This is a genomic window from Mesorhizobium sp. M0491 (assembly GCF_040321265.1).
In the GTDB taxonomy this organism is placed as follows: Bacteria; Pseudomonadota; Alphaproteobacteria; order Rhizobiales; family Rhizobiaceae; genus Mesorhizobium.
Window position 1 is genome coordinate 78,984 of sequence record NZ_JAMYRE010000008.1, and the last position, 26,997, is coordinate 105,980.

Here is a 26,997-nt window from a genome sequence, read left to right on the forward strand (position 1 = left end):
AGTCTATTCGCATCACGCTGATTCGTAAGGGATTTCAATCGCCATCCCATCATAGGCCGGCTCGACGTTGGCGGGTGTCTCGGCCATCACCGTGGCGTAGTCGAGCGGCACGTGCATATGTGTCAACACCGCATGTATCGGCGCCAGCCGCTCGATCCATTCAAGCGCTTCGCCAAGGGACAGGTGACTGGGATGCGTCCGGTACTGCAGCGCGTCGATGATCAGCACGTCGAGGTCGCGCAGCCGTTCGGCGGTGGGTTCCGGAAAGTCGCTGATGTCGGGACAATAGGCGAGACCGCCAATGCGGAAACCGAGCGATACGATGTCGCCGTGGATCTGCGGCAGCGGCTCAAGGGTGAGGGTACCCCCCTCTCCTTCGATGACCACCGGCCTGGTGTGGTCGATGAGATGCGGCCTGACGATCGGCGGATAGGAACTGCCTTGCGGCGTCTCGAAACAGTATCCGAACGCTTCCCGCAACCGAAGCATCGTCGCCCTGTCGGCATGGACGTCGATCAGTTGGCGCTGATCGAGAACGAAACCGCGCAGATCGTCGATGCCATGGATGTGGTCGGCATGCGGGTGGGTATAGACGACCGCATCGACACGTTTAACGCCGGCCAGCAGCATCTGCTGCCGAAAATCCGGCCCCGTGTCGATGACGACAGTCGTGCGGCTGCCGTTCGCCGCGATCCGCTCGACGAGTGCGGCGGCACGCGTGCGCCGGTTCTTGGGGTTGTCGGGGTCGCAATTGCCCCAGTCGCCGGTGATGCGCGGCGTACCTGGGGACGAGCCGCAGCCGAGAATGGTGAGGCGCAGCCGGTCGGTCATCGTTCAGGCACTTTGCTCTACAGGCCGCGGCATCTTGCCGAACAGCCGGAAGAAATTATCCGTCGTCAAATCAGCGATTTCAGCTTCGCTGACGCCGATGGTTTCGGCCAGCACCTTGGCCGTGTGCGCGACATAGGCGGGCTCGTTGCGTTTGCCGCGAAACGGCACGGGCGCCAGATAGGGCGCGTCGGTTTCGACCAGCAGCCGGTCATGCGGCACATCGGCGGCAATGGCGCGCAACTCAGCTGAATTCTTGAAGGTGAGGATACCCGAGAACGACATGTAGCCGCCGAGAGCGACGCCAATTTCGGCGAGCCGATGTCCGGAAGAAAAGCAATGCAGGATGAAGGGGAAGGCGCCCTTCCCCGTTTCGGCCTTGAGGATCGCTGCCATGTCGTCGTCGGCGTCGCGCGAATGGATGACCAGCGGTAGGCCGGTCTCGCGCGCGGCTGATATGTGGGTGCGAAAGCCTTGCGCCTGCGCATCGCGGGGCGCTTTGTCGTAGAAGTAGTCCAGCCCGGCCTCGCCGATGGCCACCACTTTCGGGTGCGCGGATAGCCGCACAAGCTCCTCGACCGTGATATCCAGCTCTTCGGCCGCATTGTGCGGATGAGTGCCGACAGAGCAATAGACTTCGTCGAAAGTTTCAGCGATCTCAAGTACTTGCGGAAACCGCCTCACGCGTGTCGAGATCGTCACCATACGGTCGATTCCGGCGGCTAACGCGCGGGCGACGATGGCCGCCCGCTCCTCGGCGAAGTCGGGAAAGTCGAGATGGCAGTGACTGTCGACGAGCATCAGACGTTCGCGTCCGGCTGTTCGACATAACGTGGAAAAACCCCTTCCGGCACGGGTAACGCGGTGCCCGGCACCAGCGCATGGTCCGCGTGGACATGCACGAAGTCGCGGCTGTCCGCCGGAACCGCCAGCAGATCGAGCAGTTTCGCGGCTGATCCCGGAGTGAAGGGCTGACACAGCACCGCCACGCGGCGCACGACTTCGGCGGTCGTCCACAGCACCGTTTCCATGCGCGCAGGGTTGGTCTTTTTCAATGCCCATGGTGCCTCGCCGGCAAAGTAGCGATCGGCTTCCGCCACCACGCCGAAGATCGCCGCCAGCGCCAGATGGATGCCCTGCTCGGCCATAGCCTTGCGCGCGATGTCGAGAGCGGCGACGGCCTGATCCAGGATTGCTCTGTCTGCATCCGTCAGGTCGCCGCGCTGCGGCACCACGCCGCCGCAGTTCTTGGCGATCATCGACAGCGAGCGTTGCGCAAGGTTGCCGAGGCCGTTGGCAAGATCGGCATTGGTGCGGTTGACGATCGCGTCATGGCTGTAGCTGCCGTCGTTGCCGAAGGGCACCTCGCGCAGGAAGAAGTAGCGCACCTGGTCGAGGCCGTAGTGCTCGACCATCGCGAATGGATCCACGACGTTGCCAACCGATTTCGACATCTTCTCGCCGCGGTTGAACAGGAAGCCATGCGCGAAAACGCGGCTCGGCAACTCAATGCCCGCCGACATCAGAAATGCCGGCCAATAGACCGCATGGAAGCGGACAATGTCCTTGCCGATGATGTGCGTGGCCGGCCAATAGCGCCATTGCTCGGCCTTTGTGTCGGGATAGCCGGCGGCGGTGATGTAGTTGGTCAACGCGTCGACCCAGACATACATCACATGTTTGTCGTCGCCGGGCACCGGCACGCCCCATTTGAAGGTGGTGCGCGAGATCGACAGATCCTTCAGCCCGGACTTGACGAAGCTGAGCACCTCGTTGCGGCGCTCGGTGGGACCGATAAAGTCTGGCTGGCTCTCATAAAGCGCCAGCAATTTGTCCTGATAGGCGGAAAGCCGGAAGAAATAGCTTTCTTCCTCGTTCCATTCGACGGGCGAGCCGAGCGGCTCGCGGCGCACGCCATCCTCGCCGAGCGTCGTCTCGCTCTCGTCGAAATAGGCTTCCTGGCGCACCGAATACCAACCGCTATAGCGGTCGAGATAGATGTCGCCATTGGCGGCCATCGCCTTCCAGATCGCCTGACAGGATTCGTAGTGGCGCGGTTCCGTCGTGCGGATGTAGTCGTCGTTCGAGCCGCCCATCGCCTCGGTCATCGCGCGGAAAATCGCCGAATTGCGGTCAGCCAGCGCCAGCGGCGTTATGCCTTCCTTCTCGGCCGTTTGCTGCATCTTCAGGCCATGTTCGTCGGTGCCGGTCAGGAAGAAGACGTCCTTGCCGTCCAGGCGCTGGAAGCGTGCCAGGGCGTCGGTTGCAATGACCGTATAGGCGTGGCCGATATGCGGCTTGCCGTTCGGATAAAAGATCGGGGTGGTGATGTAGAATTTGTCGCGTGACATGAAGGAACCGTCATGAATGTCTGAATGGAAGGCGTGGCGGTGGATATCGTATCGAGGCAGCATTTGCCATCCCGATCCAGGAAACCCAGTCACATTCGCATTGCAGAATTCAGGCGGTCGATCATGATCAGGGCGTGCTGCTTCTTGTCGAGATTGTAAGTATCGGTCTCAGATATAGCGTCCAGCGCCTCATGCCAAGTGTCCGACAGCGTTTTGGCCCGTGCGAGATCGCCCGCCAGTGCTGCCTGACTTGCCGCGTCCGACAACAGGTCCAGCGCCCGGCGGTTGAAGATATCGAACTGGATCGCCTGATCGCGGCCAGCCACGGCTTCGGCGAGGCGAAACGCGCCGCCGACATCGCTCTTTCTGCCGGTGACCAGAGCGTCGAGCGTGGAGGCGATCTCCAGCCCGCCATACTGCGTCAACAGGATCGCGTTCCGGGCGCTGCCCCCTGCCCGCCCGACCAGTGCCGCGCGAGCCGCCGGATCGTCAGGCGGCGCGGGCTCGGTCGTTTCCAGCACCGTCATCAGGTCGTCGGCGTCGAGCGGGTTCAATCGCACCACCTGACAGCGCGACCGGATCGTCGGCAGCAGGCTGCCCGGCGCGTGGACAATCAGGATGAACAGAGTCCGTGCCGGCGGCTCTTCAAGATTTTTCAGCAACGCATTGGCCGCATTGGTGTTCATGTCATCGGCGGGGTCGACGATGACGACCCGATAGCTGCCGTCGTGCGAGGTCAGCGACAGGAAGCGGCTGACCTTGCGTATCTCATCGACGGTGACGACTGTCTTGAAACTCTTGGTCTTGTCGTTCAGCGGCCGGGTCAGATGCAGCACGGAAGGATGCGCCCCGGTGGCGATCTGGCGAAACAGCGACGAAGCCGGATCGGCAGTGGCAAGGCTTTCCGGCGCCTGCGCAAAATCCGGGTGCTTCAGCAGATGATGCGCAAGGTGGAAGGCGAGCGTCGCCTTGCCGATGCCGACTGGCCCGGAGAAGATCAGCGCATGCGGCAGCTTGCCCGCACGATAAGCGGCGGTGAGCACGCCTGCAGCTTGGCTATGCCCGACCAGAACGGGCGTTTCGGAGGGCTCCGGCACGCCGTCGAGCGTGTCGTGCTGCTCGGGTGCGATGCGTTCGAAGATCATGCCGGCGTTGCCTGCCTGTCGCGTGCCGGCGTTCTCGCCGCCAGTGCCGCGAACACCGCCGCGGTGACGACGTTCTCGACCGCGTCGGGCTCGGCGGCTGCGTCGACGACGATGCAGCGCTCCGGCTCGGCCTTGGCGATCGCCAGAAACGCCTCGCGGCGGGCCTGATGGATCGCCAGCGTCTCCTTTTCGAAGCGGTCGGCGACTGCCTCGGTGCCGCGCCGCAGCGTTGCGCGCCTCAGGCCTTCCGCCGGATCGATGTCGAAGATCAGCGTCATGTCCGGCATCATGCCGTTGATGGCGACCTGCTCCAGCGCATCCATGAACGCCGAATCGATGCCGCCGGTGACGCCCTGGTAGACGCGCGAGGAATCGAGGAAGCGGTCGCAAAGCACGATGGAACCACGCTCGACCGCCGGCCGGATGAGCTGCTCGACATGATCGGATCGCGCGGCGGCGAAAAGCAGCGCTTCCATCTTCGGTCCGAACGGTTCGGCCGCGCCCGAAAGCAGCACATGCCTGACGGCTTCGGCGCCCGGCGAGCCGCCGGGTTCGCGGGTAAGCAGCACATCGTATTTCTTGGCGCGCATCTTCCTGGCCAGCCGCTCGATCTGCGTCGACTTGCCTGCCCCCTCGCCGCCTTCGAAGGTGATGAAAAAACCGCGTGCCAACCGAGAGGCCTTCTTGTCCATGGCTGAATGGGATTGTAGCGCTCTAGATAGTCCGCGTTCGGCCAAACGTCCATGCCGTCAATTTTTGCCCTTGTGCAGTCGCCCCCAAAACCATGGCTGGTTTTGAGTGATATGCGTTATCGCAGCCAGCCGACCGCCAGTTCCTTGACGGCATCGAGTGCGCGCTGCGGCAGCGTGCCGACGCCGATCGATTCGGCGGCGAAAAGCGGTGTCTCCTGGCTGAGCGTATCGCCGATCCAGACGCGCAGCGCACCCACCGGCTGCCCCTCCTCCACCGGTGCAGCAACCGGGCCGTTGTAGACGATCCTGGCCGTCAGCTTGTCGCGGTTGGTGATCGGCAGGAAAATGTCGATCGGACCCTTGGCCTTCAGCGTCACCCCGGATTTCGCTCCGCCGAAAACCTGGGCTTCTCCAACCACCTCGTCCTTGGCGAAAATTTCAGTCTTCTCGAACGAGCGGACACCCCAGTCGAGCAGCTTTCGCGCTTCCTCGGCGCGCTCCTTGTCCGAGGCCAGCCCGCTCATCGCCGCGATCACGCGGGTACCATTGTGGCTGAGCGAACCGACGATGCCGAAACCGGCTGCCTCGCTCGCACCGACCGCCAGGCCGTCGGCGCCGATGTCCATCGCCAGCAGCGGATTGCGGTTCCTCTGTGAGATCTTGTTCCAGGTGAAATCCTTCTGGCTGTAATAGCGATAGAGATCCGGATAATCGCGCCACAGGTGCAGGGCGAGCTGCGCCAGCTCGCGCATGGTCGTCTGTTGGCCATCCGCCGGCAGGCCGGTCGAATTGACGAAAGTCGACGTCTTGAGGCCGATCTGGCGGGCCCGTTCGGTCATCTGCGCGGCAAAATTGTCCTCGGATCCCGACATGCCTTCGGCGATGACGATGCAGCCGTCATTGGCCGCCTGCACGGTCACGCCCTGAATCAGGTCTTCGAGCCGGATCGACGACTTGAGCTTGGCGAACATTGTCGATGTTCCCGAAGGCGCGCCACCCTTGCGCCAGGCGTTTTCGCTGACAACGAACGTATCGTCGAGCTTCAGGCGACCGGACTTGATGGCGTTGAAAACCACTTCCATGGTCATCAGCTTGGCCATCGAGGCCGGCGGTATCGGCTTGTCGGCATTCTTGGAAAACAGCACCGTCCCGGTCTCGGCGTCGATCATGAAGGCCTGTGCGGCCTTGGTCTCGAACAGCTGCGCACCGGCCGGAGCCTGGAAAAACAGCAGCAGGCCAAAAACCAGAAGCCCGGCGAGCGGGAGCAAGCGCAATTGCATGATGTTCGACCCGTTGGCCGGCACCGCCGGCAAGCCCGCAAAAAGTATCGGGCTTTTTGCACGGCGGATCAACCGCGTAGCGGAAATCCAGCCTGGCTTGTGCTCAGTTGCGCACAGCCAGCGCATCGGGAGCGCCATGCGACCAGGCAGCCTGCAGCAAATCATCCAGGTTGTGATGGCCATCGGGATAGAGATTGACCGAATACCAATCCTCGCCGTCGAGTTCCGAACGCTGGATCTCGATCTTGCCGAAGGCGGCAAGCTGAGCGGCAATACGCTTGGCTTCTCCGGCATCCTCGAACGAACCGGCAGCAACGTAGTCGGTGGACGGACCGGCCGGTGGCGGCTGCCGCTTCCACGATTGGAGCACGTCGGCCGGCGACATGCCGTCGCTACCCATTGCGGCGAAGGCATTTGAGGCGCGTTCGACCCGCTCGTCGGCATAGGACAGCGAGGCCACGGCAAACGGTGATTGCGGCGGCAGATTGATCTGCGGGCGCTCCGGCACGATCGGGCCGAAATCCGGAAGCGCCAGATCGCCATAGGCCGAGGACTGCGTCGACATGACCGGCTGGACAGCGCCGGAATCGGTCAACTGGCCCGGAAACGGCACGGCGGCGGCGCCCGCAGGCAGGCTTGGCGACGGCCCGTTCATGGCGACCATGACGCCGGTCGGCAGTCCATCCGACGGGTCTGGCGCCCTGTTGCCGGGATGGTAGGAAGCCATCAGATACTGGTCGTCATCGCCGTCGAGCGGCGCGCGGCCGACATATTCGACCTTCACCTGAGCGGTGCCGGTGTTGGCATAGTCAAGCATCTGGGCAGCGCGCTCCGAGACATCGATGATGCGGCCTTCGTGATATGGGCCGCGATCGTTGACGCGAACGATGACCGAACTGCCGGTCTTGAGATTGGTGACGCGGGCATAGCTCGGCAGCGGCATGGTCGGGTGCGCCGCCGTTAGATGGGTCATGTCGTAGACTTCGCCATTGGCGGTAAGCCGGCCATGGAAGGCGTCGCCATACCAGGAGGCCAGGCCGACCTTGGCGTAGCGCTTGTCTTCCCGGGGGTAATACCACTTGCCGCGGACCTGATAGGGTTTGCCGAGCTGATCCCTGCCGCCGCCACGTTGGATGCGCCCATTCTGGGAGATCACACGCGGGCTTGCCTTCACGCCATATTCGGATTCGGCGAAATATTCTTTGGAGCGGGTCTTCTTGTAGACCATCGCTTTCGGCTCGGGCTGCGACGCACAAGCCGCCAGCAAGGCGGCCGACATGGCGAACAACGCGACTGCAGCAGCGCGACGAAGACGCGGTTGCGTCACAGCCTGCATTTTCCTGATGTCCCCTTCAGTCTTGACCTAGACGTCGTGTCCAACCGTCGAAGAAGCCGAAACACTCACCCGACCAATACAACGACGCCTTTGAACCCCGATCCTTTGTGCGCAGGAATTGCTTATCACGGTATTAACCGATTGTGGCTGCAACCGGGCAAGATTGTGGCGTCTCCACCGTGAAAGCCTTCTGAAAAGTAACGGTTTTCGTGCTTCCACGCGAGAGATGTGATGCCCTCTGCCACAAAGAGCCTGGCTTCGCTCCTGCCGCCCATGCCTGCCGTTGACCAAGCTTTGACGGGCAGCGGACCGACCGTCGGAACAAAGAAATGCGCCGCTAGTTTCTTCCGCAGGGCACTCGAACAGAAGGACGAGCATGATGAAAATGGCTTCATTGACAATCGCGATCGCAATGTCACTTTCTGCCGGGTCTGCGATCGCCGCATGCCCGGACAAGTCGGCTTCCAACGCAGGGACGGATTCCGAACAGACCGCCGGTATTTCGAAAGATGGAACTCATGCGCCTTTAGAGACCCCAAAAGCGTCGGACAGCACGGGCAAGCCAGCCGCCAAGGATGGCGCCACGATGCCGTTGGCGGGCGCCGAAGGCGGCGGCGACAAGAATCTTGCAACCTCGCAGCAGGACATTGAGGCGCAGCAGCATGGTGATAAGGCCGCGGCGGCAAAGGCGGACGAAAGCTGCAAAGACTGAGGAACACGCAGGCCGGAGCCGATTTGCAGCTTCGGCCTTCCTCACGAGCAGCTGTTCCCTTGGCGAACTGAATTTTTTGGGGAAATGCCGCAGCTCTCCCAAGAGGTTGACCTATAGGGATTAACCCGCCCCGCCCGGTTGCAAGGATGGTTCTGGCGATAGCTGGACTGCGCCCTTGCCTGGGGCGCTGCATGGAAGCACTGCAGCGCCTCACAATCTCGGGCAACGCCCGCGGCGGGCTTCTTCTTCATGCACCATTGGACCGCGATGGTCCCGGTGCTCGATCCCGACAAGCTCAGAGTCTGCCCAGGACAGCAGGAAGCGACGCAGCGGTGGTTGACGCAGCCCTCAATGCCGCTTTACAGGAATGAGGCGTGAACCAGCCGGGAGCGCCTTCGGTGCCAATCCGGTGCCAACAGGCCAAACGGGTTGGCCCCCGCGCTACCCAAGTGGTTGAAAAATCACGATGGAGGAATGGCCGAGCGGTTTAAGGCACCGGTCTTGAAAACCGGCGTGGGTGCAAGCTCACCGTGGGTTCGAATCCCACTTCCTCCGCCAACTGGCGCCCCTGCAAGATCCGCCAAAGGCGCATAAGCGCGACGGCACCTGGTACCTCGTTCGCCGTGTTCCGAAGGAATTCGCCGAGCTCGATCGCCGCGTCCTGGTCCGCATCAGCACCGACATTCCGATCGTAAACGATCCCCGTGGCATTCGTGCCAAGGAAGTAGTGCAGCGCCTCCACGTCGAGCTCGATGCGTATTGGGGAGGGCTTCGCGACGGTCAATCTGGCGAAGCTCGCTTGCGTTTCGAGGCGGCCCAGCAGCGGGCGAAAGCCCTGAGGCTGGTCTATCAGACGAATGCCGAGCTCGCTGAAGGCGCGCGCGATGATATTGTCGACCGCATTAGACTGCTCCTCGACAGGAACGTCATTGAGGACGAGCGGGAGGTGGCGGCCGCCCTGGGTGGTGAGGAGCGGCCGGCGATCCGCCTCACGGGGCTGGTTGCAGAATTCGAGAAGATCGAGGCCCAAAGCCTCAATGCCATGTCCCCGAACCAGCTCCGAAAGTGGCGCAATCCGAAAAAGCGCGCCGTTGGCAACCTTATCGAGGTTGTGGGCGACATGAACATAGCCGCCCTCACCCGGAGCCACGCCATACAATTTCGCGAGTGGTGGCAGAAACGCATACGCGTGGAAAGTCTCGACATCGGCACCGCAAACAAGGACATTGGCCACGTGTCGAAGATGCTGACCACTGTCGACATGGCACATCAGCTGAATTTGCCGCCGGTGTTCAAGAAATTGCGGCTATCGGGACAGGTCGCGGTCCAACGAGCGGCTTTCGAAGCGGCTTTCGTCCAAGACAAGATCCTTGCCGACCGCGCGCTGGCGGAACTCAACGAGGAGGCCCGTCACCTTGTGCTGCTGATAGCGGACACCGGCATGCGTTTGTCGGAGGCGGCGAACCTTCTGCCGCACCGCATCTTGCTAGATCACGCGGTGCCACATGTGCAGGTGAGGCCCGATGGACGCGTGTTGAAGACAGACCACTCCCTGCGCGACATTCCGCTCGTGGGTTGCGCGCTCGCCGTAATGAAGCTCCACCCCAAAGGGTTTCCGCGCTATCTCGACAAGGCCGACTCGCTCTCTGCCTTGGTCAACAAGTTTCTTGACAATGCGAATCTCCTGCCGACTGATGACCACTCTCTCTACAGCCTGCGGCACACATACGAGGATCGGCTGACGGCCGTGGAGGCGCCCGAAAAGGTCGTGGCCATGCTGATGGGCCACAAATGGCATCGGCCAAAATACGGTTCTGGCCCGACGCTCGAGCAAAAGCAGTTCTGGCTGAAGAAGATCGCGTTCAAACCGCCGGCGCATCTTTGACCTCCCGCGCATCATTGCGGTGAGGACCGCCGCGTTATCATCGTGGCGCGCTTGAGCTCGACGGCGCGCTCCAGATGCTCGAACAACGGCACGTATGCGCTCTCAGGGGTACAGTCACGCTTGTATATGCGGTGCTCTCCGATTAATGGCCGTGAGCCGAGAACAAATCCGAGAGGCCGAAGGATGTATGGCGATGTCGTTAGGGAAGAACTCAATCTCCAGCCTTCGGCCCTCATCCGCTCCGAAGCTGAGTACATCCTCGACTTCCGTGATGCTGACGCCCTCTGAGCTCGACTTGCTTCGGCAACAGTCGAAAGAGACGGGCGACTTCGCGCGAAAAGCCTTCGAGGGTCTACGCCCCAAGGCAGCGAAATCGGCCTATGCGGCTGGGGTGCCGTCGACGGTGACACCGAGCAGACGCGCCTGAGTTTGGAGCGACCGGACGGACACCGCCGGCGGCTACTACACGCCTAGAGACGCAATCGTACCGCGCTGGACAGCGGCCGGCCCAATGCGGCCTACCACGAGGCGTTCCACCGCCTGCAGGCGCTGTTTCTCACCGATGCCGAGCCTCGGCTAAGATTTCTACGACGCTGGACGGGATCGAAGCGGCCCGTGCTTTTGCCAGCTCTGGAGAGCCACCATTTTTACGTTTACCTGCTTACGTCTCCGTACCAGACCAGTGGGGGCTGCTGTCAGCTCCCCGATGCTCATGCCATTGCAGAGAGCCGCCTAAATGAAAAACAGCTGTCATTGGCTCGAACTGTCCTTATCGAAGATCGTTTTGTCATCTACGATCCAAAGACTGAAGAATATTTCATTATCGACTGGTTCAAAGATAACCCGCCGTGAAAAACATCGGCTTGGCGTGATAATGCAAATCGACAAGATTGTAAGCAAGCGAGTTCGTGGAGCGGCGCTATCCGAGCTTGAGCGGCTTTGCCCAGTAAAGCTAAAAGATGAATCAGAGGTACTCCCATTCAAATCGGGTATTCATAATACCGCAATCGTCCGAAATGCTGGGTCTTTGAAACGCTCTCAGTGAGCCATCCTATCGAGACCCTGTCGCTGCCCTACCCTATCGATACCTTATCCATACCCCATCGATACCCTATCGATACCCTATCGACACAGAGACAGAGATAGAGACCATACAAGACGGAAATCCAACGAAACAAAAAATCTTACCTAAACCATTTTGAAAAATGTTTGCCGCGAGCGGCGAAGCTACCCTGTTCCGCGTTGGAGCGAAGGATCGAACATGGAGGACAGAACCAGTTGGCCCAAGACTACACCGAGACATGCGAAGCTAAAACTAGGAGGGGGACGGAATGCAGAAACGCAGCTGTGCCTGGAAAGCTCAGATGTCGGTTTCATGGTGGGCTGAGTACAGGCCCCACATCCCAAGGAGGAAAGGATAGGATAGCCGAAGCGCAGCGGTATCGTTGGGAGAGGTGGAGAGCTGCGGCTGATTCCTAGCAAATTGGCTTGGCAATCGTCGGCGCTCAACGAATGACTTGACTCCTCAACGGACATATTCGGACGGGTTTGAATGGGTCAACAATCCGCTTGAATGAATCAAGATGCAAACGGTGCCACTCCATGGGGTGTTACGATTATGTTGACTTTTGTTGACCTGAAAATCGTTTCGGTGAACGGGTTTCCAGGCACATGCTGAAGCGCACGTAGTGGCCAGGGGGCATTGAGGCGCGTGAGGCTTGCCCGGCGCAGCCAGGGCAAACCAGGCTCACGGACGTTTTGCACGGCAGACCAGGTCTCAATCATCTGCTGCTTTCGCGCGCTATGCCTTTGAATTGACCAACGATGGGGTTGGGGGTCAAAGCGAGATTGATCCCAAGCGCGGCCTTAGGGCCTCATAGAACTATCACCCTCATCTTTGTTGGGGTTTTGGCCAACTAAGCGAAGATCGGGCTAGGCCGAAGACGGCCGATCGAGGTCGACTCGCGCGACGGCGTAGGCGTCAAGCGAGATGAATTGGTCATCCAGCGGTCTTGCGGAAATTTCCATGAAGTTGGGATCGGTTGCCGCCTGCTCGAACTGCTCGGCGCCGAGAAGAGCAATACGGGCGCTGCTCGGCGCATCCGAAAGCCGCACAGATTGCGTCTTGGCGGTGAGGTTAGCGACCCACAGGGTCACGCCCCGATCGTTTTCAGCTGCGATCGTCACAACGCCGTCAGCGCCGAAAGTTCCTACGGACAGCAAGGTGGCTCCGCCGAGCTTTGAGAGACCAGCCAAGACATGGAAAGCGGGATAGACCGTTCGGGAATCCTGCTGGTCAAACCATGGCTGCACGAAGTCAGCCTTCCTATGGATTTGGCCAAATGGACCGGTGAAGTCACCGAAGACGACGGCCTCGATGCCCTCGCGAGCGCATGCGGCGAAATAGCCGACGATCCAGGCCGCATTGAACAGCCCGCGCTGACGAGGATCGATGCGCGATAGGCAGACGCGACCATTCGCTTCGTTCTGCGCCGTGGAGGCACCGTAAGGGTTCTCGCGGCAGCCGAGCTGACTGGGACCCACACGCAGCGGCAACCCGCCCATGAAGGAACGGGCAGAGCGGATCAGGTGGGGAATGGCCTCAAGCGTCTCCATCACTGACACATCGTCGGCAGCGTGCACGCTTGGACAGGTGGTAAAGGTCGCGTAGTCGAGCGCCTCGCTTGGCGGGCGCTTGCGATTGAGCTCGGTGAAGTACGCGGCCATGCCGCCGCCGACCGGTACACCCGGGAAAGCCCGGCGCGCTGCCGAGTAGCTTTCCTGGAAGCTCGGCATGGCCGGCCATGCTGCTCCCGGCTGTACCGATTTCATGTCCTGCGCCGGAAAGACGCAGATAGCTTCTAGATTGAGGCCGAGGCGACGGACAGCATCCGCGACCGGCTTCAACTCGCCGAAGGGATCCAGCGTTCCCCTGGTTATGATCTCCAGCACGACGCTTGCACCAATCAACCGGGTCAGCGCTGCGTACCGTTCAAGTTCATCGTGGCCGTGCCCGAGACGGAGATCGACCTGGCAGGCTATCCACTGCGGAGCCAATTGCCGAATTAGATCGGAGTTTCCAAGGGCGTGCCTGGCCTCGTCGGCGGCGACGCCGACGCCAATGCGAGGCACTCGGCCGGCCGGTCCGCCAATCGTCACTTTGATCGGCGGGTCAGGATTTTCAGACATCGGCGCAAGAAGCGTCCCCGACATATGCAGCCGGACGGCCTGGGTGAATTTCTGGCCCTTGGGCAGTCTGTAGGGCCACGGGCGACGCAAGGGACGAACATAGGTTTTATAGGATGCGTCAGACCAATTGCGTTGATCCTCCATCTCAAAGGCATCACCATCCATGGTGCAGGTGGCCCAGATCCCAGGCGCGATCTCATGTGACAACGCGCGCACGTCGGTGAACGGACATTCCGGATCAATAAAGTCCGGAAAATGCGAAAGCCTTTCGAGACCATCTTGATGCAGGACCCGCACCGGCTTGCCGGCCAAATCTGCTATGGGATGCAGCACGACGAAGCCGGTCCGGTTGGTCAAAAGGTCGGTCTCAGGCTCTGCTTCTGTCACAAACGACAGCGCACCATCGCCACTGCCCGAGACGCGTGCCCGGTAAACCAGGCGGCCGGATGTTGCGGCACATGTTGCACGGTATTCAATGGCGAACGCATCCGGCCTCTCGTCGATCCGCAGATCATCGAGAACGGGGGTACATGTTCCCCAGTTTTCGTCCCGTACAAGAAACGAGATTCCGCGCAAGATCTCGATCGTCCCGATGCGGATGTAGCGCAACGCCCCATTGTCGAACGCGACCGACAAGGATCCGGCGCGCAGTGTGCGCAGCGGTGCCTCGTGCTGTTCGGTGCCACATAAGCGGACTGCCAGGGAAGCTGTCGAGGTCAAATTGCCCGCTCCGTCGTGGCGTCGAAGATCGAGGCCCGGTTCATGTTGATGTCGATCGCAAGCTTCTCGCCCGGACGGCTGACGTCGTGCGCCTGCAGCTCAGCCATCACCGGCGCGCCAGCCAGTCGGAATGTCGCGTAGCTGCGCGAGCCGGTCGGCTGCAGCAGGTCGATCGTTGCCTCATAGCGAAACGTGCCCTGCTCCGGTGTGGCAGTGTGCGCCCGAGTGAGATGTTCTGGCCTCAACCCGAGCAGCACCTGCTGTCCGTCTGCGACGCCCTTCAGCCCCCTGCCCGGCGCTAAGGGCAGCAGCGCGTCCGCGAGCCGGATGGCGGCGGCGCTTCCGTCCAAGGCAAGGTTGCCTGGCAGGAAGCTCATCCGCGGCGAACCCAGAAACCCAGCGACGAAGGTTGAGGCCGGGTGCTCGAACAACTCGAGTGGCGCGCCCTGCTGCTCTATCAACCCGTCGCGCATCAGCACGATGCGGTCAGCCAACGTCATCGCTTCGATCTGGTCATGGGTGACGTAGATCATCGTTGTGGCAATGTCCTGGTGAAGGCGTTTGATTTCGCCGCGCATTTCGTCGCGAAGCTGTGCGTCGAGATTGGACAGTGGCTCGTCGAACAAAAAGATGAGGGGGTTGCGGACTATGGCGCGGCCGATGGCGACGCGCTGACGCTGGCCACCGGACAGCTGACGCGGAAAACGCCCCAGCAAGGTAGTGATGCCAAGCATGCGTGCCGCCTCGGCCACGCGCACCTCGATCTCTGGCTTCGGCATCTTGCGAGCCTTGAGGCCGAAGCCAATGTTCTTGGCCACGCTCATATGCGGATAGAGCGCATAATCTTGAAACACCATTGCCACGTCGCGATCGCGCGGCCGGAAATCATTGACCACTTCGCCGCCAATCTCGATCGTGCCTTGTGAGCTCTCCTCCAGTCCTGCGATGGTCCTCAGCAGAGTGCTCTTGCCGCATCCGGAGGGTCCAACCAGGACAGTGAACTCGCCGTCGGGGATGTGGAGGTCAATGCCGCGCACCGCATGGAAGGCGCCGTAGCGCTTGTGCAAGCCGGTGATTCTGACTTCGGCCATGCCTTCCCTTCCTATCCGCGAACGGCGCCGAGCGTCAGCCCGCGCACGAGATGTCGTTGAGCAAGCACTCCAAGGGCGATCGATGGCACAAGGGAGACAATGGCAAGGGCTGCGGCTTCACCATATTGTGCGCCCTGGAAGCCGATGAAGGCTCGGAAGACCGTTGGCAGCGTAAAGGCAGTTCGGCTGGTCAAAATCAGAGCGAAGAAGAACTCCGTCCAGCAGGCAATGAAGGCGAAGACAGCCGCCGCGACGATGCCTGGTGCTGCGAGCGGCACGGCAACGCGCCAGAACGCCTCCCATCTCGTGCAGCCATCGACGAGGGCCGCCTCCTCCATCGACTTCGGCATGCCGCGGAAATAGGCAAACATCATCCAAACCGACACCGGTAGCGTGAAGACCGTGTAAGCTAGGATCAGCCCGATATGGGTGTCGTACAGCCCGACGCCACGATAGATAAGGAATACCGGCAGGACGATGCCTATCGGTGGCAGGAAGCGCTGCGACAGGACCCAGAAGGACAGATGCCGGCCGCCCGTGTTGTAGCGCGCCAGACTATAAGCCATCAGCGTGCCGATCAGTGCCGAAAGCACCGTCGCCGAAAGCGAAATAATCAGGCTGTTGATAAGCCCGTCGAGACCGCGATAGGTGAACAGCGCAGCTTCGTAGTGGACAAGCGTCGGTGCGGCAGGGAACCAGACAGGCGGTACGGTGAGGTAGTCGTCGCTGGGCTTGATGGAGGTGTTGAACATCCAGTAGAGCGGCCACAGCACAAACACCAGGAAGAACCCCAGCAGCAGAATTCGGCCGATCGGCAACGACCGGCGTTTCCTGCGGCGGGCGGGCGCGACGGCGGCCATTAGACCGGTTCTACCTTCAAGAGCCGACGCACCAGCAACGTCACGATGAGCGCCGTAAAGATCAGGAACAGCCAACTTCCTGCTGTTGCTTGCGATAGATGAAACTGCGTGAAGCCGACGGTATAGAGATAATAGGAGGCCGTGTAAGTTTGTGTTCCCGGGCCACCGCCTGTCATGATGAAAATGGTATCGAACATACGGATTGCGTCGAGCAGACGGAAGGTCAGGGCCAGCAGCATCATCGGCCCGAGATGCGGGAGCGTGATCGCCCAAAAAGCCTGCCAGGCGTTGACGCCGTCAAGTTCTGCCGCCTCATAGAGATTGGGTGGGATTGCGGTCAGCCCAGCGAGCAGGATGACGAACATGAACGGCGTCCACTGCCAGACATCGGCGATGATCAGCGAGATATAGAGCCACGGGCGCTCCGTCATCCATCCTATCGTAACCTCCTGCCCCAATAGTTGCGTCAGGATATAGTTGGTCGGTCCGAAAGGCCGCTGTAAAAGCAGCGTCCAGGCCTGGCCGACGATGACCGGGCTGATGAACAGCGGCACGATCAGGATCGACATGATCACACCGCGGCCCGGAAAGCTGCGCACCATTGTCAGCGCCACCAGGAGACCGAGCACGAATTCGATAGCGACGCTGATGCCCGACAGCCATGCTGTCAGCAACAGCGACCAACGTGCTACTGGATCGAACACGACCCGCTCAAAGTTCTTCAATCCGACAAAGGCGTGGCCCGGCACCTGGAAGTCGTAGTTGATGAAAGATACCACCAGCGAGAACAGAAGGGGATAAATCGAGAGCGCCAAAATCAGCAGCACCGCAGGCGCCACCAGCAGCCACTTGAAGTGACGGTCTGCCCATTGGGCAAAGGCAGACAGCCGGGGCGGTGCGCCGGCGGCCTTCAAGCGACGGATCGTGGCGGTGGGCTGCATAGGCGTATCCAAAAATCACCGCTTAGCGGGGAGGTGTTGCGAGCCAAGCGCCCGCAACACCAATTGCTCCAGACAGCATGCCTCCCCTCAGAGGGTGACGGCCATGCCAAGTTTTTCCACCGTGTTGTCGGCAGTGGCGCCAGGCAGTTTCAAGAACTCGGTGTAGAAGCCTTTCTGCGAATCCACACCCAGTCGGTCGGTCGTCTCGTTCCACTCGGCGGCCGCCGTTTCAAGCGACGCCTTCGCATCCGCCCCAGCCCACACCGCGGTGCACATGCGGTCGATGCTCAAGAAGTAGTCCTGCGCGCCCGGCATGATCGGATCGAGCAGACCGACATTTGCCGAGTTGTTGAGGTTGGCAAGGTACTCCTTGGCACTGGGGAAGAGCGCGCCGTAGAGCTCGGACTTGAAGTGCGAGATGCGGTATGGGTCGCGTAGCGCATAGGGCAGCATGCAACGTGCCAGCGAGACGGGTGGCGAGCATACCCATTGCATGAACAGATACGCCGCCTCTGGGTTGGGTGAATCCGCCGACAGTGCCTTGTTGTAGCCGGTCGCATGTTCCGGATTTCCCGGAACGACGGCATAGCCGACCTTGCCAGCGATCTGCGACTGCGGAATGAAGTTGATTGCCGTGGCGGACTGCGAATAGTTCGCCGCCATACGGCCGCTAGGAGGCCAGGAATAGATCATCGCGACTTTGCCGGTCAGGAAAGCCGCCCACAAGGAAACGGCGTCGAGCTCGTTGTTACCGGGGATCGAGGCCTTGTTTGCGGCGAGCATGTTTGTCAGCGTCTTGACGCCGGCATCCGACACCAAGCCGGCCTTCATGTCGTCTCCGAACAGTTTTCCGCCGTTGGCGCGGTACTGCTGCAGAAAGTCGAACTGATTGCCAGGGCTGCCCGCCTTGCGGAAATGTCCCGCGCCATAAACCTTTGGCGCCATCTGGTCGGTAATGAACTGGGCGATCTGGGCATATTCTTCCCAGGTCTTCGGCGGTCCAAGCTTGGCGTTGAACTTCGCCTGGTAAGCCTCCACCATTTTCGGATCCTCGAAGATGTCCTTGCGGTAGTAGAGAGCGAACATGTCGCCGTCGTCGAAGAACCCCCAGATCTTGCCCTTGTAGGTCGGCAGCGCCTTGTACAGGGGATGATAGTCCTCGAGGTCTGCCGGGTTCATGTATTTGGCGATGTAGTCGTCTAGAGGGGCAATGACGCCGCCATCGGCAAGCGACGGTGTCCAGGCCGGTGAGATGTCGAGAACGTCATAGGCACCCGAGCCGGCGATGTGCTCGGCGACTGCCTTGGAGTACTGGTCAGGGTTCGACAGTTCGACGACATTCGACTTCATCCCGGTAAGCTGCTCCCACATCGGCCCACTGAAATTGCGCGGATCGAGTGCCTGCAGGCCAGCCTCGTAGGTCATGTTGAGGGTGACGCCCGAATGCGCCTTGGCGGCCTCCACCGCGCGAAAGGCGGAACCGTCCGCCGGGCCTTCCTTCGATGCTTTCAGGGCTGCGGCCTGCGCTTGGCCGAGCGGCGAGGTGGCGTCCGCCAGTTCCAGCGTCTGCTGCGCCACCGCCCAATCGGTCATCATCCCCAGCATCGGGCCAGACGCAGCCAACATGCCGGTCATCTGACCGAAGCGGGTTATGAAAGTTCGGCGGGTGGTTTCGCCGCGCATGAAGGCGTCGACCTCTGCTTCGAGACCTGCCTGAAAGTCACGTTTGTCACGATCGTTCATAGTGCTTGGTCCTCCCGTTTCCATTTGCCTCACTCGTCCGCGGGCGCGGCGGTCGAGCATTCCTCCCGTAAAGTCGCCGCAAGGGGGCCGCGGCGGCGCACCAAAAATCAGCGTCCTCCTAGGTTCCGAAGCGGGCCGCGAGCCCCGACAGTCTGGTCTTCCACAGCTCGCTCGAAAGCACCTCGCGATTGACCACGCCGTGCGGATCGCGACCGTGTTGCACCTCGATCACCGCCTTGACGTCGGCGGCACCGTTGCCGGCAAAGCACTGGTCGGTCCAGCAAAGCGCGTGCGGCGCCAGGATGACATTGTCGAGTTTGAGGATCGCATCGTCTGCATCGGGAGGCTCCGGCTCGAGCACGTCGAGACCGGCCCCCGCGATGCGGCGCGCCTGCAGCGCTTGTGTCAGCGCTTTCTGGTCGACGATCGGGCCGCGCGCGGTGTTGATCAGGTAAGCTGTCGGCTTCATCAGGGCAATCCGCTCAGCATTGACGATGTGGTGGGTCTGCGGCGACAGCGGGCAACTCACCGACAGCACGTCGGCGCGGCGAAACAGGTCCTCCAGCCCGACCAGTTCGACGCCCAGGTCGGCAGCAATCCTCTTGTCAGCGAACGGGTCATGGGCAATGAATTGCATGTCAAAGGGCCTCGCCAAGCGGAAGACCTCGGCGCCGATGTTGCCGATGCCCAGCGACCCAAGCGTACGCCCGACGAGCCCGACGCCCATATGTTCCGAGCGCTCCTGGAAGCCATGAGGTCCCTTGCGGGTGAGCGCGTCCTTTGTCAGCAGTTTGCCGGTCAGTGCCAGCATGAAGGTGATGACGGATACGGCGACGGGCCGTCGCACGCCATCGGGCGTGATGACCAAGGCAATGCCGGCGGCGGTGCAGGCCTCAACGTCGACAGTGTCGTAGCCGACCCCGAAGCGGGCAACGACGGCCAGGCGGCCGCTCCTGGGGACACTCGTGGAATCGAAGCGATGGGCGAGAAGGATCAGCGCATCGAAATCCTCAAGTTGGTCGGCGCGAAGCGGACTGTTCGATTCCAGGAACATCATCTCGACGCCCGCCGCATTGCGCAGCGGCTCCAGATCGAAATCTGGATAGGTCGGCGAGCCGTCCGGCTTACGGAAATCACCGGAAAGCGCCACCCTGAATTTCACGCTGTCCATCGTCTCCTCCGCTCTATTGGCACCCGGCCCGGATTTTGGAAACCGCGTCAGCCATCGCGTCGTGCAAGACCCAAACGTCGCCCGAATAACAAATGAAATCGAAGCCTTGTGCGTAGAAGTCGTGTCCCTGCGCGACGTTGGGCACCAGGCGTCCAAGCGATTTGTTGTGCTTCTTGGCGGCTGCAACGATTTTGGCCATTGCAGCGGTGAAAGTGGGGTGGGCGAAGTCGCCCGGAATGCCGAGCGAGACGGACAGATCGAAATGTCCGACCCACAGACAATCGACCCCGTCCAGTCCCGCGATGCCGTCGATGTTCTTGACGCCGTCGGCGGTCTCGATCAGGCAGATGAATGTCGAGCGCTTGTTGGCGGCTGAGAATTTATCAGCGACCGAGCCCGGACGGTAGCGGTCATGAGCGATCTGCAGCGCCACGCCGCGGACGCCGGCAGGGTGATATTTCATGGAATTGATGATGTGCTGCGCCTGCTCGACGGTACTCACCATCGGGGCGATCAGGCCTTCGGCCCCCATGTCCATGGCGCGGGCAAGGAAATGGTAGTCCTGCGATGGCACACGCACCATAACCGGCAGGTCGGCCGCTTCGAAATAGCGGATCGCACTCTTCACCGTTTCCAGGCTGAAGCCCGAATGCTCCATATCGAAAAAGACGAAGTCACAGCCAGCGGACTTCAGGATGTGACCTATACCCGGCGTCGCGAACTCGGCGACGAGCGTACCAAGTTTGACCCGCCTGTGAGAAGTTAACGCCCTGAGACTTGGCTCTGACATGCACTTCCTCCCGTTCGCCCAAAAGGGCCAATCCGCCTAGTTCTCGTCAATGCGTGGCCTCAAGAACGAGGTCGCAGGTCATCACCAACTTGGTCACGACGAGCGGCGCGCTCTGCGTATTGAATTCGTCGAAGTGAGCGGTGCGGCAGTGCTCCTCGAATGCGGCCTCGCTATCGTAAATCTCATAGAGCAGGACCCGGTCCGGTTCGCCGCGCGCCTCCGTCACGTCAAAGCGGCGGCAGCCGGCCTCGCTGCGCATCGACGCGGTTGCATTGGCGTCCACAAGTTCGCGGAATCTGCCCCGGGCACCCGGCTTGAGGCGGAAATCGACCCAGACCACGAAGCCCCTCATCACTTGGCACCTGCAATTTCCAGATAGCGCCTGGACACATATTCCAGATGCCTGCGCATAGCCGCTTCGGAGGCGTCTGGATCGCGCGCGGCGACGGCATCAAAGATTTCGCGATGAGCCTCATAGGCCTTGCGGTCTTCACCTTTGGCCAAAGTCGTGCGCCGCTGTTCGAGCAGCCATTCGGCCAACGCCGCGTGGATAGCTGTGAAGATTCGATTGCGGGTGATCACCGCCAGCACGTAGTGGAAGTCCACGTCGGTGCGCTCGAAGCGCGTCAGGTCCCCGATCGACTGTCGGTTGATTTCAAGCGCCTCTTTGAGACTTTCAATATCTTCTGGGGTGGCATTGATGGCGGCGTTGCGGGCAAGACCGACTTCGAAAAACAAACGCGCGCTCTGGAAGTCATGAACCCCGCCGGGGGCCGAAATCATGTGACGCGCCGGCCCCGAGAGGGCGTCGATCACGAATTGGGGCGTTGGCCGAGTGACGCGGGCGCGCTCGCCGGATTTCACCTCGACAAGGCCCATCTTGCTCAGATGCAGCAGGGCTTCGCGGATTGAAGGGCGCCCGACCCCAAACTGCCGCATAAGTTCCCGTTCGGATGGGAGCCGGTCGGCTTCGGCCAGCTCTCCCTCGCGGATCATCCGCTCAAGGTGCGCTGCAACCTCGTCCGAAAGCTTCCGCGGCTTGATCAGAACTCCGATCATTGGCATACCTGTTATACCAATACGCTATGGCCCCAGAGCGCCTCTGTCAACGACCTTCTACCAACAGACGCTCGTGACCAAGTGAGAACGGTCATTGTTCTTCCTGTCAAACGAGTATCTATCGGCGTTCGCCCAACTGAGACGAACGAATCTGGCGTAAAATTGGCTGGGCGCATCGACGCCGGCATCGAGGAGGCGCTCGCCCGCTTTGGCATCGATACTCGTGGCGCAGCAGACGGCTGGGGAGCGACACTCGACAGCGTATATGACGGAGCGATTGAGGCGCTGACCTCCCTTGATGCTAGCTTTGCAAAGGCACTAGCGATCATCGCCGAGGGCTGAGCATGGCAGACATCGATGCTACACAGCGCGTCGTCGAACATCTTTTGACGCATTTCGCCTGACCAAAAGCGGGCGCAAGCAGTCCGGCGGCAACGGGCTGTAACCGACTGTCAGGTCTCGGCAGGCATTTGAGATAGCTGCCGTTCTCCATACGATCCCCAGTTGGACGATAAGACCAAGCGTCCCAACAGCCAGAAGCGGACATCGTCAACGAGTTTAATTTACGTAGCCAGGATCGACCTCGCAGTTCGGGCCGATGCGACACCCATCCGGAACGCCATAGCTCAAAACCCCTCAAGCGCTTCAGCGCAGCGTTGCAAAAGGTCAAGCTGCGTTGCGGACCTCGGGTCTGCCGTTCGTTCTCCTCCGTCACGGCTGGTATACGGAGAACCACACGCCTTCCGTGATCCCTGACCTCTCTGGGCAGCATGATCCCGACCGCTTCCTGCAACGGAGGGCGATCATTTCCACTAAATCCAATGCTTTATGAGGAAAGCCGGTGGTACCGTTGGCTGGGATCAGTTCGCCCATCAACCCACTGTTTTTGTCACGTTTTTCCTTCCTGCGGGGTGTTGTTTGTATCACAATATGTATCACAGCAGGCAGCACAATCTCGCCGCGGATATTCCGCCGGCGACACGGACAGACGGCAACTTGCATCGGCGTACGAGGGGGCTGCGCAATTTTTTGCAGAAGCAGGAACATAGCTGCATCGCCCAAGTTAAATACCGACGGCATTGGATCAAGGCTTCATTCTCGCATTTCCAGTCTGCCAGAGTGCTCCGGGATTCTTTGATGCTCGAACGAATGGGCAGGACAATGTATCGCTGTCAGCTTTTGCTATCAGCCTTTGGTCTGGTGTTGTTGACGGGTGGCCTGTTCCCACAGGGCCAAGCCATGGCACAGGCGCCCTGCCCGGCCGACCACGATAAGCTGCTCGCTGTCCTCAAGGCCAATGTGAAAGCAAGCGGCGGACCTGCCAACGGTGGCTTTGAGACCAACGAATGGGCCGCTATCGTCGCCCGCGACGGCGCCGTATGCGCGATCGCTTTCAGCGGTCCCACCGCCGATTCGCAATGGCCAGGCAGTCGCCTCGTCGCGGCAGAGAAGGCCAACACGGCCAATGGACTCAGCCTGGCGCAGATGGCCCTATCGACGGCCAATCTCTACGCGGGGGCGCAGCCGGGCGGGCCGCTTTTCGGCTTGCAGGAGACCAATCCGGTCAACCAGGCCGCGGCCTATGCGGGCGATCCCAAAACGTTCGGAAGCGCCAGCGATCCCCTCGTCGGCAAGCCGATTGGAGGCGTCGTTGTGTTTGGCGGCGGGCTTGCCCTCTATGACGGCAAGAGCATCGTCGGAGGCATCGGAGTCTCCGGAGATTCCTCATGCGCCGATCACAATGTCGCCTGGCGTGTTCGCGCGGCGCTCGGCCTCGACAAGGTTCCAGCCGGGGTCAATCCCAATCGCAAGGACGCCATCGTCTACGATCTCGATCCCGGGGGCAAAAGCGCATCGGGCTGGGGCCATCCGCTTTGTGCCGGCACCGAGGCTGACATCGCGGCGGAGCTAGGCGCCGGCGTGGGAGGCTCGATCCACAAATGAAAGGCATGCTGCACCCGGCACCGGCGCGCGTTGACGCAGGACGAGGCGCCCGCGCATTGGCGATCTGGAATTCTTTTCGCACCTGCATATTCTCGGTGATGCTGCTGGCATGCGGCCCATTCCTGAGTGGTGCCTCGGAGCCCCCATCGGCAGCGGCTATTGCGCCGCCCGCCGCCGCAGCGCCACCCGACGACGGGCAATGGACGATGCCAGCCAAGAACTACGCGTCGACCCGCTTCAGCGACCTGACCGAGATCAACGAAGGCAATGTCAAGAACCTGCAGGTCGCCTTTACCTTCTCGACCGGGGTGAACAAGGGCCAGGAAGCAGCGCCGCTGGTTGTCGGCAACATCATGTACATCGTCACGCCCTTTCCCAACATCGTCTACGCGCTCGACCTTTCCAGGCCCGGCGCGCCGATGAAGTGGAAGTACGAGCCCAACCCCGAGCCGGCGGCACAAGGGGTGGCCTGCTGCGATGTCGTCAACCGCGGCGCGGCCTTCGCCCACGGGCGCATCTTCTTCAACACGCTGGACGGCCACACGATCGCGCTCGATGCCGATACGGGCAAGCCGATCTGGAACGCTCATATCGGCAACATCAACATCGGCGAGACAATCACCATGGCGCCGCTGGTGGTGAAGGGAAAAGTTCTGGTCGGCAATTCCGGCGGCGAAATGGGCGTCCGCGGCTGGGTGAAGGCGCTGGATGCCGGAAACGGGCATGTTGTCTGGACGGCTTATGGCACTGGACCCGACAAGGATGTGCTGATCGGCCCGGACTTCAAGCCCCACTATGACATGGACAAGGGCACAGACCTTGGCGTGACGACATGGCCGCCGGAAGCCTGGAAGATCGGCGGCGGCAATATGTGGGGCTGGATCTCCTACGATCCGGACTTGAACTTGATCTTCCACGGCACAGGCAATCCAGGACCGTGGAATCCGGATTTGCGGCCCGGCGACAACAAATGGACGTCCGGTATTTTCGCGCGTGATCCCGATACCGGAGCGGCGAAGTGGTTCTACCAGTGGAGCCCGCATGACCTCCATGACTATGACGGCATCAACGAGCAGATCCTTCTGGACATGACCTGGCAAGGCAAGCCGCGCAAGGTCCTGGTCCGACCGGAACGCAATGGCTACCTCTATATCCTCGATCGAACCACTGGCGAAGTGCTGTCTGCCACAGCCTATGGCCCGGTCAATTCCAGCAAGGGTGTCGATTTGAAGACCGGCCGGCTGATTGCAAACCCCGACAAGAGAACCGGCACCGGCAAGGTGGTCCGAGATATTTGCCCGACAGCGTCCGGCCTCAAGGACTGGCAACCATCGGCCTTTTCGCCGAAGACCGGCCTGCTCTACATCCCCCACAACAATCTCTGCATGGACGAAGAAGGCGTCGAGGTAAACTACATCGCAGGCACACCCTATGTCGGCATGAACGTACGCATGATCCCCGGGCCGGGGGGCAATCGGGGTGCCTTTACCGCTTGGGATGTTACCGCGGCCAAGCCGGCCTGGGTCCTGAAAGAAAACTTCCCGGTGTGGAGTGGCACCGTCGTCACTGCCGGCGATGTCGTCTTTTACGGCACCATGGAAGGCTGGTTCAAGGCCGTCAGCGCCAGGACTGGCGATCTGCTTTGGCAGTTCAAGACATCGTCCGGCATCATCGGCCAGCCGATCACCTATCGCGGCCCCGATGGGCACCAATATGTCGCAATTCTGTCGGGCGTCGGTGGCTGGGCCGGCGCCATCGTTTCGGGCGACCTCGACCCACGCGATGCCACCGCGGCACTTGGCTTCGTCAACGCGATGAAGGATCTGAAGAACGCTACCACGGCGGGAGGCACGCTTTATGTGTTCCGGCTTCCTTGATCGATTGGACTTGACCGTCCGTCCGACGCGCAAGGCGTTCCAACGGGTGGCGATCGGCATGGCCGGGCTCGCCTTATTGCTCTTGCCGGCTATTGCCAATGCACGTGAGTTGAGAGTGTGCGCCGACCCGAACAACATGCCGTTTTCCAACGCGGCCGGTCAAGGCTTCGAGAACAGGATCGCGGAAATTATCGCCACTGATCTCGGCGCCAAGCTGACGTATACTTGGTGGGCGCAGCGCCGTGGCTTCATCCGCAACACGCTGAAGGCAGGCCTTTGCGATCTCGTGCCCGGCACGCCTGCCAATCTCGAAATGCTGCGCACCACCACGCCTTACTACCGTTCGTCCTATGTCTTCGTGACCCGCCAGGACGGCCCGGACGTGGCCTCATTCAACGACCCGCGGTTGCGAGAATTGCGCATCGGTGTTCAGCTCATCGGCGACGATGGCGCCAACTCGCCGCCTGTCCAAGCGCTTGGCCGCCGCGGCATCGTCGGACATCTGATCGGCTATCCCGTCTATGGCGACTACTCCGCTCCCAACCCTCCGGCGCGCATCGTCGAAGCTGTCGCGAACGGTGAGATTGATCTTGCCGTGGTCTGGGGTCCGCTCGCCGGCTATTTCGCCCAGAGGCAAAAGGTGTCGCTCCGGATCACGCCGGTCACGCCTCGCATCGACGGACCGCAACTGCCGCTGATGTACGACATCTCAATGGGTGTTCGGCGCGAGGACGATGCGCTGCGTGGCGATGTGAATAGCGCGCTTGCCAGACACAAGGCGGAGATCGACGCGGTTCTGGCGCAATACGGCGTACCGCGTCTGGACATGGCCGGGAGTCCGGCGCGATGAGGCAGGCTCTGGCGATGTTGCTGCCCTTGACGCTGGCCCTGGTCGCCTGCCAGCGTGAGGAGCGCGATACCCGGCCACAATCGGCGCTCGGCTCAGGCGAACAGCCGACACCGGTGACCGCGCTTGAGCCCGGCGGCCAGCGGCCTTCCGCCAGTGACAACAAGGCGGCGAGCTTCGAGGCGAACGCCTTTCACCTTAGCGAGGGCAAGCGCCTGTTCGGCTGGTTCAACTGCTCGGGCTGTCACGCCAATGGCGGTGGCGGCATGGGCCCGGCGCTGATGGACGAAAAGTGGCTCTACGGCAGCTCGATCGAAAGCATCCATGCCACGATCCGCGACGGGCGACCAAACGGGATGCCGAGCTTCCGCCAGAAGATACCCGACGACCAAATCTGGGAACTTGCGGCCTTCGTACGCGCACTGAGCGGCAACGCGCCCTCCTCCGCCGCGCCGCAGCGCAACGACGATATGATGGTGCACCCGTCTGAAAACCGCCTGCCGGATGCCGCGACGCTGGGAAAGTCGCCGTGAAAC

At 61.3% G+C, this 26,997-nt stretch carries 24 protein-coding genes and 1 tRNA gene; 9 read left to right on the top strand and 16 right to left on the bottom strand.

Annotated features, from left to right (window positions below):
• Positions 1-12: 12 nt before the first annotated feature.
• The 7 genes from NKI69_RS12220 to NKI69_RS12250 all read right to left on the bottom strand — a co-directional run bounded on the left by NKI69_RS12220 (position 13) and on the right by NKI69_RS12250 (position 7,632).
• A complete protein-coding gene (locus tag NKI69_RS12220; protein ID WP_023811955.1) occupies positions 13-831 on the bottom strand; it encodes an MBL fold metallo-hydrolase in 819 nt (272 codons plus the stop codon).
• A gap of 3 nt (positions 832-834) precedes the next feature.
• Positions 835-1,629: a TatD family hydrolase gene (locus tag NKI69_RS12225; RefSeq protein WP_352630687.1), complete on the bottom strand. Its 795-nt coding sequence runs from the start codon at positions 1,627-1,629 to the stop codon at positions 835-837.
• Positions 1,629-3,179 (bottom strand): methionine--tRNA ligase, encoded by a 1,551-nt coding sequence (gene metG / locus NKI69_RS12230; RefSeq protein WP_352721568.1) that lies wholly within the window; start codon positions 3,177-3,179, stop codon positions 1,629-1,631. The genes NKI69_RS12225 and metG overlap by 1 nt, the downstream gene beginning before the upstream one ends.
• An 89-nt stretch (positions 3,180-3,268) precedes the next feature.
• The gene (locus NKI69_RS12235; protein ID WP_352441502.1) at positions 3,269-4,324 is read right to left on the bottom strand and encodes a DNA polymerase III subunit delta'; all 1,056 of its coding nucleotides are present in this window, start codon (positions 4,322-4,324) and stop codon (positions 3,269-3,271) included.
• On the bottom strand, positions 4,321-4,995 hold the full coding sequence (tmk, locus tag NKI69_RS12240) for a dTMP kinase (RefSeq protein WP_023811951.1): 675 nt from the start codon (positions 4,993-4,995) through the stop codon (positions 4,321-4,323). The genes NKI69_RS12235 and tmk overlap by 4 nt, the downstream gene beginning before the upstream one ends.
• 137 nt (positions 4,996-5,132) lie before the next feature.
• Complete coding sequence (locus NKI69_RS12245) at positions 5,133-6,296, bottom strand: D-alanyl-D-alanine carboxypeptidase family protein (protein WP_023811950.1); 1,164 nt, start codon at positions 6,294-6,296, stop codon at positions 5,133-5,135.
• Between the two features lie 103 nt (positions 6,297-6,399).
• Positions 6,400-7,632: a septal ring lytic transglycosylase RlpA family protein gene (locus NKI69_RS12250; protein ID WP_023811949.1), complete on the bottom strand. Its 1,233-nt coding sequence runs from the start codon at positions 7,630-7,632 to the stop codon at positions 6,400-6,402.
• Between the two features lie 376 nt (positions 7,633-8,008).
• Here NKI69_RS12250 and NKI69_RS12255 point away from each other — a divergent pair, with 376 nt between their 5' ends.
• The 4 genes from NKI69_RS12255 to NKI69_RS12270 all read left to right on the top strand — a co-directional run bounded on the left by NKI69_RS12255 (position 8,009) and on the right by NKI69_RS12270 (position 11,708).
• Entirely contained in the window at positions 8,009-8,344 is a 336-nt protein-coding gene (locus tag NKI69_RS12255; RefSeq protein ID WP_128304492.1) for a hypothetical protein, read from the top strand.
• A gap of 468 nt (positions 8,345-8,812) precedes the next feature.
• Positions 8,813-8,902: transfer RNA gene (locus NKI69_RS12260), tRNA-Ser, on the top strand.
• On the top strand, positions 8,862-10,229 hold the full coding sequence (locus NKI69_RS12265) for an integrase (RefSeq protein WP_352611758.1): 1,368 nt from the start codon (positions 8,862-8,864) through the stop codon (positions 10,227-10,229). Before NKI69_RS12260 ends, NKI69_RS12265 begins: the two co-directional genes overlap by 41 nt.
• 1,278 nt (positions 10,230-11,507) lie before the next feature.
• Complete coding sequence (locus tag NKI69_RS12270; RefSeq protein WP_352461333.1) at positions 11,508-11,708, top strand: HGGxSTG domain-containing protein; 201 nt, start codon at positions 11,508-11,510, stop codon at positions 11,706-11,708.
• A gap of 453 nt (positions 11,709-12,161) precedes the next feature.
• On the opposite strand, the gene NKI69_RS12275 is transcribed toward NKI69_RS12270, so the two are convergent.
• The 9 genes from NKI69_RS12275 to nanR all read right to left on the bottom strand — a co-directional run bounded on the left by NKI69_RS12275 (position 12,162) and on the right by nanR (position 21,793).
• Complete coding sequence (locus NKI69_RS12275) at positions 12,162-14,138, bottom strand: D-apionate lactonase family protein (RefSeq protein WP_352721435.1); 1,977 nt, start codon at positions 14,136-14,138, stop codon at positions 12,162-12,164.
• On the bottom strand, positions 14,135-15,229 hold the full coding sequence (locus NKI69_RS12280) for an ABC transporter ATP-binding protein (protein ID WP_352721437.1): 1,095 nt from the start codon (positions 15,227-15,229) through the stop codon (positions 14,135-14,137). The genes NKI69_RS12275 and NKI69_RS12280 overlap by 4 nt, the downstream gene beginning before the upstream one ends.
• Positions 15,230-15,240: 11 nt before the next feature.
• Entirely contained in the window at positions 15,241-16,089 is an 849-nt protein-coding gene (locus tag NKI69_RS12285; RefSeq protein ID WP_031213481.1) for a carbohydrate ABC transporter permease, read from the bottom strand.
• Entirely contained in the window at positions 16,089-17,030 is a 942-nt protein-coding gene (locus NKI69_RS12290; protein ID WP_023811941.1) for a carbohydrate ABC transporter permease, read from the bottom strand. Before NKI69_RS12290 ends, NKI69_RS12285 begins: the two co-directional genes overlap by 1 nt.
• A gap of 87 nt (positions 17,031-17,117) precedes the next feature.
• The gene (locus NKI69_RS12295) at positions 17,118-18,773 is read right to left on the bottom strand and encodes an extracellular solute-binding protein (protein ID WP_023811940.1); all 1,656 of its coding nucleotides are present in this window, start codon (positions 18,771-18,773) and stop codon (positions 17,118-17,120) included.
• Between the two features lie 118 nt (positions 18,774-18,891).
• Positions 18,892-19,944, bottom strand: a complete 1,053-nt coding sequence (locus tag NKI69_RS12300; protein WP_023811939.1) for an NAD(P)-dependent oxidoreductase — start codon at positions 19,942-19,944, stop codon at positions 18,892-18,894.
• A gap of 13 nt (positions 19,945-19,957) precedes the next feature.
• Positions 19,958-20,734 carry an HpcH/HpaI aldolase family protein gene (locus NKI69_RS12305; protein WP_081734881.1) on the bottom strand — a complete coding sequence of 259 codons (777 nt, stop codon included), beginning with the start codon at positions 20,732-20,734 and terminating at the stop codon, positions 19,958-19,960.
• Between the two features lie 46 nt (positions 20,735-20,780).
• Positions 20,781-21,086 (bottom strand): putative quinol monooxygenase, encoded by a 306-nt coding sequence (locus NKI69_RS12310; RefSeq protein WP_023811937.1) that lies wholly within the window; start codon positions 21,084-21,086, stop codon positions 20,781-20,783.
• Positions 21,086-21,793 (bottom strand): transcriptional regulator NanR, encoded by a 708-nt coding sequence (gene nanR, locus NKI69_RS12315; protein ID WP_023811936.1) that lies wholly within the window; start codon positions 21,791-21,793, stop codon positions 21,086-21,088. Before nanR ends, NKI69_RS12310 begins: the two co-directional genes overlap by 1 nt.
• An 81-nt stretch (positions 21,794-21,874) precedes the next feature.
• Here nanR and NKI69_RS12320 point away from each other — a divergent pair, with 81 nt between their 5' ends.
• The 5 genes from NKI69_RS12320 to NKI69_RS12340 all read left to right on the top strand — a co-directional run bounded on the left by NKI69_RS12320 (position 21,875) and on the right by NKI69_RS12340 (position 26,994).
• On the top strand, positions 21,875-22,135 hold the full coding sequence (locus NKI69_RS12320; RefSeq protein WP_352721440.1) for a hypothetical protein: 261 nt from the start codon (positions 21,875-21,877) through the stop codon (positions 22,133-22,135).
• Between the two features lie 486 nt (positions 22,136-22,621).
• Positions 22,622-23,737 carry a heme-binding protein gene (locus NKI69_RS33570; protein WP_502900176.1) on the top strand — a complete coding sequence of 372 codons (1,116 nt, stop codon included), beginning with the start codon at positions 22,622-22,624 and terminating at the stop codon, positions 23,735-23,737.
• Positions 23,734-25,614, top strand: a complete 1,881-nt coding sequence (locus NKI69_RS12330; RefSeq protein ID WP_128304510.1) for a methanol/ethanol family PQQ-dependent dehydrogenase — start codon at positions 23,734-23,736, stop codon at positions 25,612-25,614. Before NKI69_RS33570 ends, NKI69_RS12330 begins: the two co-directional genes overlap by 4 nt.
• The gene (locus tag NKI69_RS12335; RefSeq protein ID WP_128304511.1) at positions 25,595-26,464 is read left to right on the top strand and encodes a substrate-binding domain-containing protein; all 870 of its coding nucleotides are present in this window, start codon (positions 25,595-25,597) and stop codon (positions 26,462-26,464) included. The genes NKI69_RS12330 and NKI69_RS12335 overlap by 20 nt, the downstream gene beginning before the upstream one ends.
• Positions 26,461-26,994: a c-type cytochrome gene (locus NKI69_RS12340; RefSeq protein WP_128304512.1), complete on the top strand. Its 534-nt coding sequence runs from the start codon at positions 26,461-26,463 to the stop codon at positions 26,992-26,994. Before NKI69_RS12335 ends, NKI69_RS12340 begins: the two co-directional genes overlap by 4 nt.
• Positions 26,995-26,997: the final 3 nt, after the last annotated feature.